Genomic DNA, 14,441 nt, shown 5'->3' with positions numbered 1-14,441 from the left:
AACAACGGAACAACGGAACCCGGGAACCCCGGAACCCCGAAACCTCGAAAACTGGGAGGCACTGTGCGGGTCGGTGTGATGATCGGGCCGGAGCGTGGGGACTCCGCGCGCAAGGTCGCGCGGATGATCGACGACGTGACCTGGGCGGAGCGGGCGGGCCTCGACACCGCCTGGGTGCCCCAGATCCCCACGGACTTCGACGCGTTGACGGCCGTGGCCCTGATGGGCGCGCGGACCGAGCGGATCGAGATCGGGACCGCGGTCGTACCGCTCCAGACACAGCACCCGATCGCCCTCGCGCGCCAGGCGCTGTCCGCACAGGGCGCCGCGAACGGGCGGCTCGCCCTGGGCCTCGGACCCTCCCACCACTGGATCGTCCAGGACATGCTCGGACTGCCCTACGAGCGGCCCGCCGCCTTCACCCGTGACTATCTGGAGGTCCTGGACGCGGCGCTGCGCGGACCGGGCCCGGTCGACGTCGAGAACGGCACGTTCACCGTGCACAACCCGCTCGACCTCGGCCCCGTGGCCCCCCTTCCGGTGCTGCTCGCCGCGCTCGGCCCGGTCATGCTGGCACTCGCGGGCGAGCGGGCGGACGGGACCGTGCTGTGGATGGCCGACGAACGCGCGGTCGCCGACCACGTCGTACCCCGTATCACCAAGGCGGCGGACGGCGCGGGGCGTCCGGCGCCACGGATCGTCGCGGGCATCCCGGTGTGTCTGTGCCGGCCCGGCGAGGTCGACGCGGCGCGCGAGCGGGCCAACCGGATCCTCGGGGAGGCCGAGATCTCGCCCAACTACCAGCGGCTCCTCGACTACGGCGACGCCCGGGACATCGGCGACCTGTGCGCGGCCGGTGACGAGAGGGCCATCGCGGCCCGCTTCCGGCGCTTCGCCGACGCCGGCGTCACCGATCTGTCGGTACGGCTGCTGCCGATCGGCGAGGGCCGCGAGGAACTGATCGCCTCCAAGCGCCGGACCCGTGAGGTGCTCGCAGGGATCGCGGCGGACTTCCGATGACCACCGGCCCCGAGACCACCGGCCCCGAGACCGCCGGGCCGCTGTCCGGCATCCGCGTCCTGGAGGTCGGCCACATGCTGGCGGGCCCCTACGCCACGATGATGCTCGCCGACCTCGGCGCCGAGGTCATCAAGATCGAGCCGCCGGGCGGGGACATCTCCCGGCAGGTGAGCGACGCGTACTTCGCCAGCCTCAACCGGGGCAAGCGCAGTGTCCGCCTCGACCTGACCACGCCGAGCGGTCAGGAACGACTCGGCGAACTCGTCGCGGACGCCCACGCGTTGCTGGTCAACCTGAAACCGTCGGCGATCCGCCGGCTCGGCCTCACCTACGAGGCGCTGAAGAAGTGGAACGAACGGATCGTCTGTGTCGCGCTCACGGGCTTCGGCCTGGACGCGGGCGACGACCCGGCCTTCGACTACGTCGTCCAGGCGGCCACCGGCGTCGCCGCGCTGACCGGCGACCCGGCGGGGCCGCCGACCCTGCCCGGCTACTCCTCGGCCGACAACTCCTCCGGCCTCACCGCGGCACTGGGACTGCTCGCGCAGATCGTCTCGGGCCGCGGCGGGCAGGTCGAGGTGTCACTGCGGGACGTGATGCTCTCCCAGCTCAACTACCGGGCGTCCGCCTACCTCAACGAGGGGGTCGAGCCGCGCCGTCTGCCGCTGGGCGCGCACTCCTACTACGTACCGGCGCAGCTCTTCCCCACGGCGGACGGCCACTTGGCCCTGTTCATCACCCACGACAGCTTCTGGAAGTCCTTCGCCGGGGAGGCGGGCATCGAGGGCTTCGCGGCGATGGCCGAACGGGCGGCGCGTCGTGAGGAGGTGCTCGACCTGGTGACGAAGGCGCTGGCGAGCGACACCGCGACCGCCTGGGAGACACGCCTGCGCCCCCTGGGCGTGCCCGCGGCGGCCGTACGGACGTTGCCGCAGGCGCTGGCGGCGACGCCGGAGGCGATCGTGACGGCCGGGGACTTCCGCCTCGTACGCGGTCCCGTGCGGGTGGCCGGGTACGAGCCCGTGTACGGACCCCCGCCCCGCCTGGGCGAGCACGGCTCGTAGGGCGTGGGCCGCGCGCAGCGACATGCGAAGGGGTCCCGGGAGTTCGACTCCCGGGACCCCTTCCGTTCACCCCGGCATCGACTCCGACTTCTGCACCGTGCCGGTGATACCGCTCGCGTCCTGGCCGGCCAGGCGTATCGCGGCGTGGGCCATCGCCTCCGGGGGCTCGATCATCTCCGGTGGGATCTCGCGTCCGCCGCCCCCGGCCCGCCAGCCCTCGGTGACGACGACACGCGACGGGGCCAGGCAGTTGACCGCGATGTTGTCGGACTTGAGGGTGGCGGCGAGCCCGAGATAGAGGCGCTCGACCCCCGCCTTGGAGACCCAGTACGCGTTGGCGCCCCGGTCGGTCATGCCGACCCCGTTGGTCGTCACCGCCACCAGCGAGCCCCCGCCGCGCGCCCTGATGTGCGGGATGACCGCCTTGGTGACGAGGAAGACCCCGGTGAGATTGACGTCCAGGCACAACTGCCAGCGCTTGAGCGGTGTGGACTCGACCGGGCCGAGCCACATGACCCCGGCGTTGGCGATCAGGATGTCGATCCCGCCGAACTCCGCGACGGTCGCGGCCACGGCGGCCTCGACCGACGCCTCGGAGGTCACGTCGCACGCGACCGCGAGGGCGCGGCCACCCGCCGACGTGATCCGCTCGGCGACGGCGTGGATCGTGCCCGGTATCCGGCCCTCCTCCTCGGAGCGCGCGGCGACCGCGACCGCGGCTCCGGCCCCCGCGAGTCCGCGCGCGATGTTGCGGCCGATGCCCCGGCTCGCCCCGGCGACGAACGCCACCTTCCCCTTCAGCTCGCCGCTCACGTTCGGTCGGCCGTTCACTTCGGCGGGAAGCGGAGGGCGCCGTCGAGGCGGATGACCTCGCCGTTGAGGTAGTCGTTCTCGCAGATGTGCTCCACGAGAGCCGCGTACTCGGGGGAGCGGCCCATGCGCTGGGGATGCGGGACCTTGGGCCCCCAGTAGGCCTCCAGTTGGTCGCCCGCCGCGCCGTAGGCCGGGGTGAGGAAGGTGCCCGGGGCGATCGTGACGACCCGGATGCCCAGCGGCGAGAGGTCGCGCGCGGCGACGAGGGTCATGGCGACCACCCCGCCCTTGGCGGCGGCGTACGGGATCTGCCCGATCTGCCCCTCGTACGCCGCGATCGACGCGGTGTTGACGATGACGCCCCGGTCGCCGTCGACCGCCTCCTGGCGTGCGATGGCCGCGGCCGCCAGGCGCATGACGTTGAAGACGGCCGTGAGGTAGAAGTCGATGGTCTTCCGGAAGCCCGCGAGGTCCAGGGGTTCGCCGTCCTTGCCGACGAGGCGGCCGCCACTGGCCGGGCCGCCGTGCGCGTCCACCGAGATCCTGAGCGGTCCCGCCGCCTCGGCCTCGGCCATCGCCGCCTTGACGTCGTTCTCGTCGGTGGCGTCCGTCCGTACGTATCGCACCCCCAACTCCGCCTCGAGCGCCTTGCCCTTCTCGTCGGCGAGGTCGGCCACGACCACCTTCGCTCCGGCCGCGTGGAGGCGACGGACGGTGGCCTCGCCCAGGCCCCCCGCCCCACCGACCACGACCGCGGAACTCCCACTGATCTGCATCAAGGTTATCCTCTCTTGCAAGCAGGGCTCTGTGTATATGAGAATAGCATTCTCATGAATATCACCATGATCCTTGAGATGGCGGCTTCGGCCGGCGATCGGGCGGTGATAACGGCGGGCGGCCGTTCGCTGACCGCCGCCGGACTGCTGCGCCGCGCCCATGCCGCCGCCCACCGCTTCCGGGGCCGTCAGGCCGTCGTCCACCTCGGCGCCAACCAACTCGCCTATCCCGTCGCCCTGTTCGGAGCCGCTCTGGCGGGCGTTCCCTTCGTCCCGGTCAACTACCGGCTGGGCGAGCAGCAGTTGAACGCCCTGCTGGCCCGTCATCCCGGCGCCGTGGTCCTGCGCCCGGCCGACCTCGAAGCCCTCCTCGACGAGCGGCAGGACGTGGAGTTCCTGGACCCGCCGCAGGACCAGGACTCCGTCGCCGTGCTGCTCTACACCAGCGGCACGACCGCCGAGCCCAAGGCGGCCGTGCTCCGGCACCGCCATCTGCTCGCCTACGTGCTGAACACCCAGGAGTTCGCCTCGGCCGAGGAGGACGACGCGTCGCTGGTGGCGGTACCGCCGTACCACGTCGCGGGACTGATGAACCTGCTGACGAACCTCTACTCCGGCCGCCGGATCGTGTACCTGCAGGCCTTCGAACCACGGCAGTGGCTGGAGACCGTGCGCGAAGAGCGGATCACCCACGCCCTCGTGGTCCCCACCATGCTCGCCCGGATCGTCGCCGAGGTGCCCGGCGACGACGCCGGGACGCCCCTGCTGCGCAGCCTCGCCTACGGCGGTGCGCGCACCCCGGGGCCCATCGTGGAACGGGCGTTGCGCATCTTCCCGCAGACCGGCTTCGTCAACGCCTACGGCCTGACCGAGACCGCCTCCTCCATCGCCGTCCTCGGCCCCGACGACCACTGGCAGGCGTCCGTGTCGGACGACCCCGCGGTACGCGACCGCCTCGGCTCGGTGGGCCGGGCGCTGCCCGGAATCGAGATCCAGATCCGCACGGACGACGACAAGCCGGCCCCGGCGGGAGAGACCGGGCTGGTCTTCGTGCGGGGTGAGCAGATCTCCGGCGAGTACGGCGGGCGTAGCGCCCTGGACGCGGCGGGCTGGTTCGCCACCCGGGACCGCGGACGGCTCGACGCCGAGGGTTACCTCTTCATCGAGGGGCGCGCCGACGACACCATCATCCGTGGCGGCGAGAACATCGCCCCGGCCGAGATCGAGGACGTACTCCTCGCCCACCCCGGCATCGTCGAGGCGGCCGTCGTCGGGCTGCCCGACCCCGAGTGGGGGCATCGGATCGTCGCCATCGTCGTCGGCGCGGGCGACCCGGCCGAGATCCGGCAGTGGGTCAAGGACCGGCTCCGCTCGTCCAAGACCCCGGACGCCATCGTGTTCCGAGCCGAACTCCCCAAGACCGAGACCGGAAAACTGCTGCGCCGCACCCTCCTGGCCGAGTTGGAGACCACCCATGCCTGAAGCAGTCATCGCGTCCGCCCTGCGCACCCCCATCGGCACCGCCCTCAAGGGCACCCTGCGCGACACGACCGCGTTCGACCTGGCCCACCACATCGTCACCGCGGCGGCCGAGGGCCTCGACCCGGCCCTCATCGACGACGTGATCCTCGGCGAGGGCCTCTACGGCGGTGGCGTCCTGGCCCGGCACGCCGCGGTCACCGCGGGGCTCACCTCGGTCGCGGGGCTGGCCAACAACCGGCACTGCGCCGCGGGCATGGCCGCCGTCCAGAGCGCCGCCGCGAGCGTGATGGCGGGCATGGACGAACTCGTCATCGCCGGCGGCGTCAACTCGGCCTCCACCTCCCCGAAGGCGCTCTTCCGGGTCGACGGCGAGTGGGAACCCTGGATGTCACCCACCCACCCCGACCGCCCCGACGCCCCCAACAAGGACATGTCGATCACGGTGGGCTGGAACACCGCCGTCGCGGTGGGCCTCACCCGCGCCGAACTGGACGCCTGGGCACTGCGCTCCCACCGCAACGCCGTGGCGGCCATCGACGAGGGCCGCTTCAAGGAGGAGATCGTCCCGATCGAGACCCCGCACGGGCTGTTCTCCGTCGACGAGCACCCGCGCCGGGACACCAGCGCCGAGAAACTGGCCAAGCTGAAGCCCCTGCACCCGGAGATCGACGGGTTCAGCATCACGGCGGGCAACGCGGGCGGTGCGAACGACGCCGCGGTCGCTCTGGTCGTCGCGAGCGAGGCGACGGCGGCCCGCGAGGGGCTGACGGCCCTCGCCACCGTACGGTCCTGGGCGTCCGTCGGCGTCGACCCCGCCGAGATGGGCCTCGCCCCGGTGAAGGCGATCCCCAAGGCCCTGGCCCGCGGGGGCCTGTCGATCGCCGACGTCGACCTGTTCGAGATCAACGAGGCGTTCGCCTCGGTGCCCGTCGCCGCAGTCCGGCTGCTCGAACTCGACCCGGACACGGTGAACTTCAGCGGCAGCGGCTGCTCCCTCGGCCACCCGGTCGCCGCCACCGGGGCCCGCATGCTGGTCACGCTCGTCCACGAACTGCGCAGGCGCGGCGGTGGCATCGGGGTGGCAGCCCTTTGTGCGGGCGGCGGTATGGGGTCGGCGACGGTCATCGAGGTCCCGGCTCCCTGACCGTCCGGGGCGCCCCACTGATCGGCACCCCGGACCAACCCCGCCGCCGGTGCATCAGCCTAGGAAGTCGACGCTGGATCAGCTCCGGAAGCGGAGCAGTGCCTCCTGGGCGTACGAGGCGACGAGAGCGCCGTCCTCGGTCAGGACGTCCCCCCGGCCGAAGCAGCGGCCGTGGGCGAGGATCGGGCTGTGCTGGTGCAGCAGCAGCCAGTCCTCGGTGCGCGGTGGCCGGTGGAACCAGAGGCTGTGCGAGGTGACGGCGGAGGTGAACGCCGTGCGCGAGTCCCGCTGGGAGATCCCGTCGAGGCGGCGCACGGCGGTGCCGATGAGCGTCAGGTCGGTGGCGTAGGAGATGAGCGCCGGGGCGAGTTCGGGGGCGACCTCCGGCGTGCGCATCCACAGGTCGTACGCGGGCGGCTCCGCCTTCGGGGACTCCAGGTCGGTGACCGACCGGGTCGTCCAGGGGATGAGGCCGAGGTCCGTGTCGTGCTCCGCGCCGGGCACGGAGGGGACCTCGAAGTCGCTCTGCTGGTCGAGTCCGTCCTCCTCGGCGTGCAGGGACACCGAGGCGGTGGCGATGACGCCCGGCGTCTGCCGGGCGACGATCGTCAGCGTCGCGAAGGTGCCCCCCTCGCGATGGCGCGTCACTTCGTAGCGCACGGGTTCGTCGGTCAGGCCCTCGCGCGGGAACTGGGCGTGCAGGGACTTGACGGCCTTGTCCGGGCAGGTGAGAGCGGCGGCCCGGACGAACTGGGCGAGCAGCTGCCCGCCGAACAGCCGGTGATAGCTGAGGTGTTGGTTGGAGCCCTCGAAGCCCGTGACGGCCTCGGGTGCCGAGGGGGCGGGGCGCAGTTCCAGGCAGGTGAGCAGGTCGTTCCAGAGGTCGGTCACAGGCACTCCCGGTGCGGTTCGGTGGGATGCGAGGGGATGAGAGGGGTGCGATGGGTGCGATGGGTTGTGGTGCGGCGTGGTTCAGCAGGCGCGCAGACGCGCGACGAGGTCCATGGCGGCTTCACGGTCCAGGCTCGGCGGAGGGGTGAACGAGAGACGGGTCAGCAGCCCGCCGAAGCGGTCGGCGACTCGGGCGGGCAACTCGTCCGCGGGGGCGACGACCGCGAACGCGTCGACCATCTCGTCCGTGATCAGCCCCGCCATGTCCTGCCAGCGCCCCGCCTTCGACAGCGCGGTCAGCTCCTCGCTCGCGGCGTCCCATCCGTGCAGTGCGAAGACGCCCCGGTACGCCGGTGTGGAGGCGTAGAAGGCGATACGGCCGCGGAGCACCGGGAGGGTCGTTTCGATCTCCTTGTCGGTGCCCGTGACGAGGAACGGGGTGCCCAGCACCTCGAAGTCGTCGAGGGACGCGCCCGCGCGTGCGCGCCCCTCGCGCAGGGCGGGCAGCGTCCGTTCGCGGATCCAGCGGGCGGTGGTGTAGCCGTGGCAGAGGAAGCCGTCCGCGACCTCACCCGCGACCCGGGTCATCACGTCGCCGACGCCGGCGAGCAGCACGCGTGGCGGCCCGAAGTCGTGCGGGGGCGGCACGAAGTCCGGGGGCATCAGGGTGTGGCGGTAGTACTCGCCCTGGAAGTCCAGGGGGGTGCCGTCGTGCCACGCCGACCAGATCGCCCGCAGGGCGAGGACGTACTCGCGCATCTGCGCGGCCGGTCTGCCCCACGGCATGGAGAAGCGGCGTACGACATGGGCCTTCACCTGGGAGCCGAGTCCGAGCACGAACCGGCCGCGGCTGTGTCGTTGGAGGTCGTCGGCGGTGTGGGCGAGGGTCATCGGGGAGCGGGCGAGCGCCACCGCGACGGACGTGCCCAGGGTGATGCGCCCGGTCGCCCCGGCGGCGACGGCCAGGGGGAGGAAGGGGTCCTGATTGACCTCTCCGGCCCACGCGGCGTCGTAGCCGTGCTCCTCGAGGGTGCGAGCCCGTTCCGCGGCGTCCGACAACCCGCGGACCGTACCGTCTATTTTCATGTGACGATATTAAGGTATGCACATTCTGAGAACGAGGTTCTTGCGGCTGTGAGGTCGCGTCGGCTGTGAGGTGCTTTCGGGTGGAGGGTGGAGGTGGCGTTTTGGCCGGGCGGGAGCCTGTTGTCCTTGTCGACGTCGAGGAGCGGATCGCGACGGTGACGCTCAACCGGCCCGAGGCGCGCAACGCGCTGAGCCGGGAGGTCATCTTCGCGCTGTGGGACGCGATCACGGCCGCGGGCAAGTCCCTCGACGTCGATGCCGTGATCCTGACCGGCACGGATCCCGCCTTCTGCGCCGGGGTCGACCTCAAGGAGGTGTCGGGGGAGTCGCCGCCGACCGCGATCCCCCGGGCGCCCGGTCAAGGGCCGGAGCGCGACGCCAACGGACTCTTCCGCTTCCTGCCGGTGATCGGCAAGCCCGTCATCGGAGCGGTCAACGGCGTCGCGGTGACGGGCGGGCTCGAAGTGGCCCTGCAGTGCACGTTCCTGGTGGCGTCGCGGCGCGCCCGGTTCGCCGACACCCACGCCCGGCTCGGCATCATGCCGGGCGGCGGCGCGACCGTACTCCTCGCCCAGGCCGTCGGGCACCGGCGGGCCGTCGAGATGTCGCTCACCGGCAACTTCCTGACCGCCGAGGAGGCGCTCGGCCTCGGACTGGTCAACCATGTCGTGCCGCACGACGAGTTGCTCCCCTTCACCCATAGGCTGGCCGCCGACATCGTGAACAACGACCAGCGCGGTGTCCACCGGTTGCTGCGGCACTACCGCCAGATCGCCGGCGCGGCCACCCTCGACGAGGCGCACCTCATCGAGGGGTATATGGCCGAGACCTGGCAGCCGGGCACGAGCGAGGTCGCCGCCCGGCGCGCCGACGTCACCGCGCGGGGACGGACGCAGGCACGGTTCTGACGTCACGGCAGAAGGGCACGGACGGTATGACGGCGTACGTCGTGGACACGACCGGCGGCAAGGTGCGGGGCGCCGAGATCGACGAGGGCGTCCTCGCCTGGCGAGGCATCCCCTACGCGGCTCCGCCCGTGGGCCCGTCGCGCCTGCGACTGCCGCGTCGGGCCGAGCCGTGGAGCGGGGTGCGCGACGCGACGGCGTACGGGGCACCCGCCCCGCAACCGCCGATGCCAGTCCCCGCCGGTGCGGCAGGTCCCACCGACGCTCCCGTGCTGCCGGAACCGTCCGAGGACTGCCTGTACGTCAATGTGACGGCCCCGGCCGACGCGGGGGGCCTCCCCGTCCTGCTGTGGATCCACGGCGGCGGATACCAGGTCGGTACCGGGAGCGACATCGCCGGGGACGGCCGTACCTTCGCACGCCGCCACGGCGTGGTCGTCGTGACGTTCAACTACCGGCTGGGCGCGCTCGGGTTCCTCGCCGTGGACGGCGAGGAGCACACGGGCGCCTTCGGTCTGCACGACCAGATCGCCGCGCTGCGCTGGGTTCGCGAGAACATCGCCGGCTTCGGCGGCGACCCGGACCGGATCACGCTCTACGGACTGTCCGCCGGCGCCAAGTCCGTCGCCAACCTGCTCGCCTCACCCCTCACCCGGGGCATGATCCACCGGGCCGCCTCGTCGAGCGGCGGGGCGGACCACATCGCCGACCGGGACCAGGACGCCGCGATCACCCGACGGTTCCTGCGCACACTGGGAGCCGGAACGCGGCACCTCCGGAAGGTGAGCGCCGAGGAGATCCTCGCCGCGCAGACCATGCTGGGCGAGGGCACGCGGGCCGGCTGGCTGTGGCGCCCGTCCCTCGACGGTCTCGCCCTCACCGTCAGGCCGTTGGACGCCATCGAGGCGGGCGCCGCCGCGGGGATCCCACTGCTGGTGCAGACGTGCGTCAACGAATGCGCCCTCTACCAACTGCTGGATCCCGACGCGGCCGAGCAGGCCGACCGCGTGCTGGAGGAGTACTTCGGTACCGCCGCGCGCGACCGGATCCTCGCCGCGTACATTGCGGCGCGTCCCGAACTCGCCCAAGATCCGCTCCAGTTGCGGGTCGACCTCATGACCGACGAACGGTACGGCATCCCCTCGACCCGCCTCGCCGACGCCCAGTCCGCGCACGCCCCCGTGTGGCGCTCCCGCTACGACGTGCCGCTGACCGGCCTGCCGCCCGCCGTCGCCCCGTCCGGTGCCCTGCCCGCGATGCATGGCACGGACGGCGACGCCGTCTGGCTCGGCGGGCAGGGCGTGAACCAGCGGCTGCACGAGGCCTGGGCGGCGTTCGTCACGACCGGCGTCCCCACCGCCGAAGGCCTGCCGAGCTGGCCCGCTTATGGCGTCGCCCGGCGCACCACCATGGTCCTCGACGCGGCCGGGGCCCACACCCTCGACGACCCCCGTGGCGCCCAACGCGCCGTCTGGGACGGCCGCCTGTGGCAGTCGGGCACGTGGTGGACCCTGGACGACATCGCGGGTCACGGGTGAGTGTCACAGCTGAACAAGTCGCGGAGCCGAGCGGCCCTCCCGTACGAGGCGCCCAGCCTCCCGCGTCAACTCCCGGGCGCTGCCCAGCAGTCCGTCCAGCACGAGGGCGCGCCGGACGTGCCGGTGCAGATCGTGCTCGGCGGTGAAGCCGATCCCGCCGAGGACCTGCTGACAGTGCCGGGCGGCCGTCAGCGCTGCCTGTCCGGCCGCCGCCTTGGCGAGCAGGCAGCCGAGGTCGTCCTCGGCGGCCAGGAGGGTCGCCTCGGCGCCGTCGAGCGCGACGAGGGTCTCGGCGAGCCGGTGCCGTACGGCCTGGAAGGAGGCCAGGGGACGGCCGAACTGGGTCCGGTCGAGCACGTGCGAGCGGGCGAGCGCGAGCATCGCCCGGCCGGTGCCCAGGAGCCACCAGCCGAGCGCCCGGCGTCCCGCGGCGAGCGGGACGGGATCCCCGGCCGCGACGGTCCGCAGCGGCAGCTCGCCGTCCAGCGTGCCGCCCGCCTCGTCCGTGCGCTCCCACACGACCCACGCGCCGCCCGTGTACGGCAGGGGCAGGGTGCCCCCGACGGCACGTCCCGCCGCGTGCAGCAGGACGTCGTTGAGCAGCGGCGCGTGCGCGCCGGTCTCGCCGAGCAGCCCGAAGGCGAGCGGGACCGCCACGTCCGGCACTTCGGTCAGCAGATCGGACCAGCCGAGGTCGGCCAGGGCCGTGTCGAGGGCGCGGCCCGACGCCGCCGTCATCGTCTTGCGGAGCGTCTGCGCGAACAGGTCCCGCTCGACGGCATCCATCCTGTCTCCTTCGTGGGTTCCCCCGGCTTCAGCCGGGGGGTGAAACGAAGCTCCCGCGGAGCGGGGCAAGCGGCGGCGATTCGCCGCTAGGCGGACCGCCGTTGTCAGTGGCGTGCACTACGTTGATCACACGAGTTGGAGGGGGTGACTCCATTGATCCGCGCGTACAAGTTCCTTCTGTATCCGACCATGCGTCAGACCTGGGCGTTGGGCGAGATGCTGCGGGATCACTGCTCCCTCTACAACGGGGCGCTTGAAGAGAGGCGGTCCGCGTACCGGCACGCGTCGAGGACGACCGTGCGCTACGGCCGGCAGTCCGGACAGCTCAAGGACATTCGGGCGTTCGATCCGGAGCGTCAGGGCCGGTGGTCTTTCTCCTCGCAGCAGGCGACGTTGCGCCGCCTGGACAAGGCGTTCGCCGCGTTCTTCCGCCGCATCAAGTCCGGTGAGGCTCCCGGCTACCCCAGGTTCCGGGGTGTGCGCCGGTTCGACACGGTGGACTTCCCCAAGGACGGGGACGGCTGCCGGTGGGACTCCACGCCGCACGATCCGCAGACCCGTGTCCGCTTCCAGGGCGTCGGGCACGTCAAGGTCAAGCAGCACCGGCCGGTGGCCGGGAAGGTCAAGACCGTTTCCGTCAAGCGTGAAGGGCGCCGCTGGTACGTGATCCTCACGGCCGACCAGGCACCGCCCGAACCGCTCCCCGCGACCGGAGCCGTGGTCGGTATCGATCTGGGGATCGCCTCGTTTCTGACCACCTCCGACGGCCGGCACGTCGACAACCCGCGCCACAGCCGCAACGCCGCGAAAAAGCTGGAGGCGGCGCAACAGGCCCTCGCCCGCAGCAAGCGCGGGTCGAAGCGACGACGCAAGGCCGTGGAACGCGTCGCCACCCTGCACCGCAAGGTGCGCCGCCAACGCCTCGACCACGCACACAAGACCGCGCTCGGTCTCGTCCGCGACAACGATCTGATCGCGCACGAAGACCTCAAGATCCGCAACATGAGCAAGGCCCCCGAGCCGCGCCCGAACGGGGACGGAACCTACGCCCCGAACGGAGCCGCGGCGAAGGCCGGACTCAACCGAAGCATCGCCGACGCCGGGTGGGGGGTGTTCCTCGCGATCCTGGCCGCCAAGGCGGAAGGTGCCGGACGGGAAGTGATCGCCGTGGATCCCCGCAACACCTCCCGCACCTGCCCCGACTGCGGGCACGTCGCCAAGGAGAACCGGCCTACCCAGGAAAAGTTCCACTGCCAGGCCTGCGGCCACACCGCACACGCCGACGTCGTAGGGGCTTCCAACGTACTGCGGGCCGGGCTGGCCCGTCGTCAAGCCCAACCAGCTTGACGAGAAGCCCCCTCGTTCACGAGGGGGAGTAGTCACCGTGTGTCAGTCCCTTCCCAGGTCCAGCAGCCGACGGGCGATGATGTTGCGCTGGATCTCGGCGGTGCCGCCGTAGATGGTCGCCGCCCGCGAGTACAGGTACTCCTCCCGCCATGGCGCGTCCGTCAGTTCCAGTACGCCGGGGAGCAGGTCCCGGGCGGTGTCGAAGAGTTGCTGCTCGGCGGTGGCAAGCAGCACCTTGTCGACGGAGGTCTCCGGGCCGAGCCGGGCGCCCGCCGCGAGGCGCCGCTGGGTGCCGTGGGAGCGGCAGCGCACGGTGTGCAGCGTCAGATAGGCGGCGCCCAGGGCCAGGTCCTCCCCGGCGTCCTGCGGTTCGGCCAGTTCCGTGAGCAGCCGGTCGAGCCGGGTGTAGAGGTGGGCGACGCGGTGCCAGAAGCAGGTGGAGCGCTCGTGCGGGAGCAGGTCCATCGCGAGTCGCCAGCCGTCGCCGGGGCGGCCGAGCATCCGGTCGGGGGGGACGACCACGTCGTCGAAGAACACCTCGGCGAACTCGTCCACGCCGTGCATCGTGCGCAACGGCCGCACGGTGATGCCGGGGGTGTCCATGTCGACGAAGAAGGCGGTGATCCCGTCGTGGCCCGGCGCGGTGCGGGTGAGCAGGACACAGCGGGCCGCGTACTGCGCGAGGCTCGTCCACACCTTCTGGCCCGTCACCACCCAGTCCCCGCCGCGGGGGACGGCCCGGGTGGTGAGGGAGGCGAGGTCGCTGCCCGAGCCGGGTTCGGAGAAGCCCTGGCACCACTGCTCCCGGCCGCCGAGCAGCAGCGGGACCATCTCTGCCGCCAGTTCCGGACGGGCGTACGAGATCATCGTCGGGGTGAGCACCTCGATCATCGAGTAGATGCCGGGCTCGGCCAGGCCCCGGGAGGCGATCTCCTCGCCGAGCGCGGCCCGCAGCACGGCCGGCCCGCCGAGGCCTCCCACCTCGGCGGGCCAGCCGTACCGCATCCAGTCCGCCTCGTAGAGCGCGCGCCGGACCCGGGCCAGCTGCGCGACCTGGCCGTCGAGGGAGTGATCGGGCCCGGGGGAGAGGTCGTTCCGGTCGAGCCAGTGGCGCAGACCCGACCGGAACTCCGTGACGTTCACGCGTCCGGGCGTTCGAAGGCGTGCGGGCGTCCTGAGTCGTGCGCCCCGCTGCGGCGGATGAACGTCATCGCCCGCGTCCGCAGCCGCCAGCCGTCGGCGGTCCGCAGATAGGTGTCGTTGTAGTAGCCGATCCGCATGGCGTGGGTGGCGTGGTCGATGAAGCACAGCGGCTGGGTGCCGGTCGCGGTGTTCCTGTCCGTCTCCCCGTGCTCGGGCGGCTCGATCACGGCCGTACCCACCAGGAACAGACCCTTGGGAGCGGCGGCGACCAGGGCCGGGAACTCGTCGAGGCCATAGGTGTCCCCGAAGGCGCTGTAGGTGCCGTCGGGGGTGAAGACCGCGAGCACCCCGTCGATGTCGCCCCGGGTCATGTGGACCGCGTAGCGGCCCAGCAACTGCTGAATCTCCATCAGGTCGTCAGTGGACAAGGACCTTCCCGCCCTTCG

The 14,441-nt window shown here is 72.1% G+C and carries 14 protein-coding genes; 7 read left to right on the top strand and 7 right to left on the bottom strand.

The features are described from left to right. The first annotated feature begins 78 nt into the window (after positions 1-78). Together FNV62_RS05185 and FNV62_RS05180 are read left to right on the top strand one after the other, a co-directional pair. On the top strand, positions 79-1,020 hold the full coding sequence (locus FNV62_RS05185) for an LLM class F420-dependent oxidoreductase (protein ID WP_211179330.1): 942 nt from the start codon (positions 79-81) through the stop codon (positions 1,018-1,020). After that, on the top strand, positions 1,017-2,084 hold the full coding sequence (locus FNV62_RS05180) for a CaiB/BaiF CoA transferase family protein (RefSeq protein ID WP_144314736.1): 1,068 nt from the start codon (positions 1,017-1,019) through the stop codon (positions 2,082-2,084). Before FNV62_RS05185 ends, FNV62_RS05180 begins: the two co-directional genes overlap by 4 nt. Positions 2,085-2,150: 66 nt before the next feature. Here FNV62_RS05180 and FNV62_RS05175 read toward each other — a convergent pair whose 3' ends face one another. Then, complete coding sequence (locus FNV62_RS05175; protein ID WP_205523123.1) at positions 2,151-2,915, bottom strand: SDR family NAD(P)-dependent oxidoreductase; 765 nt, start codon at positions 2,913-2,915, stop codon at positions 2,151-2,153. Then, positions 2,912-3,673 (bottom strand): SDR family NAD(P)-dependent oxidoreductase, encoded by a 762-nt coding sequence (locus FNV62_RS05170; RefSeq protein WP_054235707.1) that lies wholly within the window; start codon positions 3,671-3,673, stop codon positions 2,912-2,914. Before FNV62_RS05170 ends, FNV62_RS05175 begins: the two co-directional genes overlap by 4 nt. Positions 3,674-3,727: 54 nt before the next feature. Between FNV62_RS05170 and FNV62_RS05165 the strand changes: the two genes are divergently transcribed. Further along, entirely contained in the window at positions 3,728-5,155 is a 1,428-nt protein-coding gene (locus FNV62_RS05165) for a class I adenylate-forming enzyme family protein (protein WP_186003043.1), read from the top strand. Continuing rightward, the gene (locus tag FNV62_RS05160; protein WP_097282788.1) at positions 5,148-6,299 is read left to right on the top strand and encodes a thiolase family protein; all 1,152 of its coding nucleotides are present in this window, start codon (positions 5,148-5,150) and stop codon (positions 6,297-6,299) included. Before FNV62_RS05165 ends, FNV62_RS05160 begins: the two co-directional genes overlap by 8 nt. A gap of 78 nt (positions 6,300-6,377) precedes the next feature. Here FNV62_RS05160 and FNV62_RS05155 read toward each other — a convergent pair whose 3' ends face one another. Continuing rightward, the gene (locus FNV62_RS05155; protein ID WP_144314735.1) at positions 6,378-7,190 is read right to left on the bottom strand and encodes an acyl-CoA thioesterase; all 813 of its coding nucleotides are present in this window, start codon (positions 7,188-7,190) and stop codon (positions 6,378-6,380) included. 81 nt (positions 7,191-7,271) lie between these two features. Next, positions 7,272-8,276: a TIGR03617 family F420-dependent LLM class oxidoreductase gene (locus tag FNV62_RS05150; protein WP_144314734.1), complete on the bottom strand. Its 1,005-nt coding sequence runs from the start codon at positions 8,274-8,276 to the stop codon at positions 7,272-7,274. 101 nt (positions 8,277-8,377) lie between these two features. Between FNV62_RS05150 and FNV62_RS05145 the strand changes: the two genes are divergently transcribed. Further along, a complete protein-coding gene (locus tag FNV62_RS05145) occupies positions 8,378-9,184 on the top strand; it encodes an enoyl-CoA hydratase (RefSeq protein ID WP_144314733.1) in 807 nt (268 codons plus the stop codon). A 26-nt stretch (positions 9,185-9,210) separates the two neighbouring features. Further along, positions 9,211-10,719 carry a carboxylesterase/lipase family protein gene (locus FNV62_RS05140; protein WP_144314732.1) on the top strand — a complete coding sequence of 503 codons (1,509 nt, stop codon included), beginning with the start codon at positions 9,211-9,213 and terminating at the stop codon, positions 10,717-10,719. Positions 10,720-10,722: 3 nt separating this feature from the next. Here the strand turns inward: FNV62_RS05140 and FNV62_RS05135 are convergent, their stop codons facing one another. Then, positions 10,723-11,505, bottom strand: coding sequence for an acyl-CoA dehydrogenase family protein (locus FNV62_RS05135; RefSeq protein ID WP_144314731.1), 783 nt, complete (start codon positions 11,503-11,505; stop codon positions 10,723-10,725). A 153-nt stretch (positions 11,506-11,658) separates the two neighbouring features. Between FNV62_RS05135 and FNV62_RS05130 the strand changes: the two genes are divergently transcribed. Next, positions 11,659-12,852 (top strand): RNA-guided endonuclease InsQ/TnpB family protein, encoded by a 1,194-nt coding sequence (locus FNV62_RS05130; protein ID WP_144314757.1) that lies wholly within the window; start codon positions 11,659-11,661, stop codon positions 12,850-12,852. Between the two features lie 42 nt (positions 12,853-12,894). Here the strand turns inward: FNV62_RS05130 and FNV62_RS05125 are convergent, their stop codons facing one another. Both FNV62_RS05125 and FNV62_RS05120 read right to left on the bottom strand, forming a co-directional pair. Next, on the bottom strand, positions 12,895-13,995 hold the full coding sequence (locus tag FNV62_RS05125) for an acyl-CoA dehydrogenase family protein (RefSeq protein WP_144314730.1): 1,101 nt from the start codon (positions 13,993-13,995) through the stop codon (positions 12,895-12,897). Next, complete coding sequence (locus FNV62_RS05120; protein WP_225900146.1) at positions 13,992-14,423, bottom strand: nuclear transport factor 2 family protein; 432 nt, start codon at positions 14,421-14,423, stop codon at positions 13,992-13,994. Before FNV62_RS05120 ends, FNV62_RS05125 begins: the two co-directional genes overlap by 4 nt. Between the last annotated feature and the right edge of the window lie 18 nt (positions 14,424-14,441).

The sequence above is a fragment of the Streptomyces sp. RLB3-17 genome (genome assembly GCF_007113425.2).
In the GTDB taxonomy this organism is placed as follows: Bacteria; Actinomycetota; Actinomycetes; order Streptomycetales; family Streptomycetaceae; genus Streptomyces; species Streptomyces mirabilis_D.
Note: the sequence above shows the minus strand (reverse complement) of the source record. Positions and strands in the feature narration are given on the sequence as shown.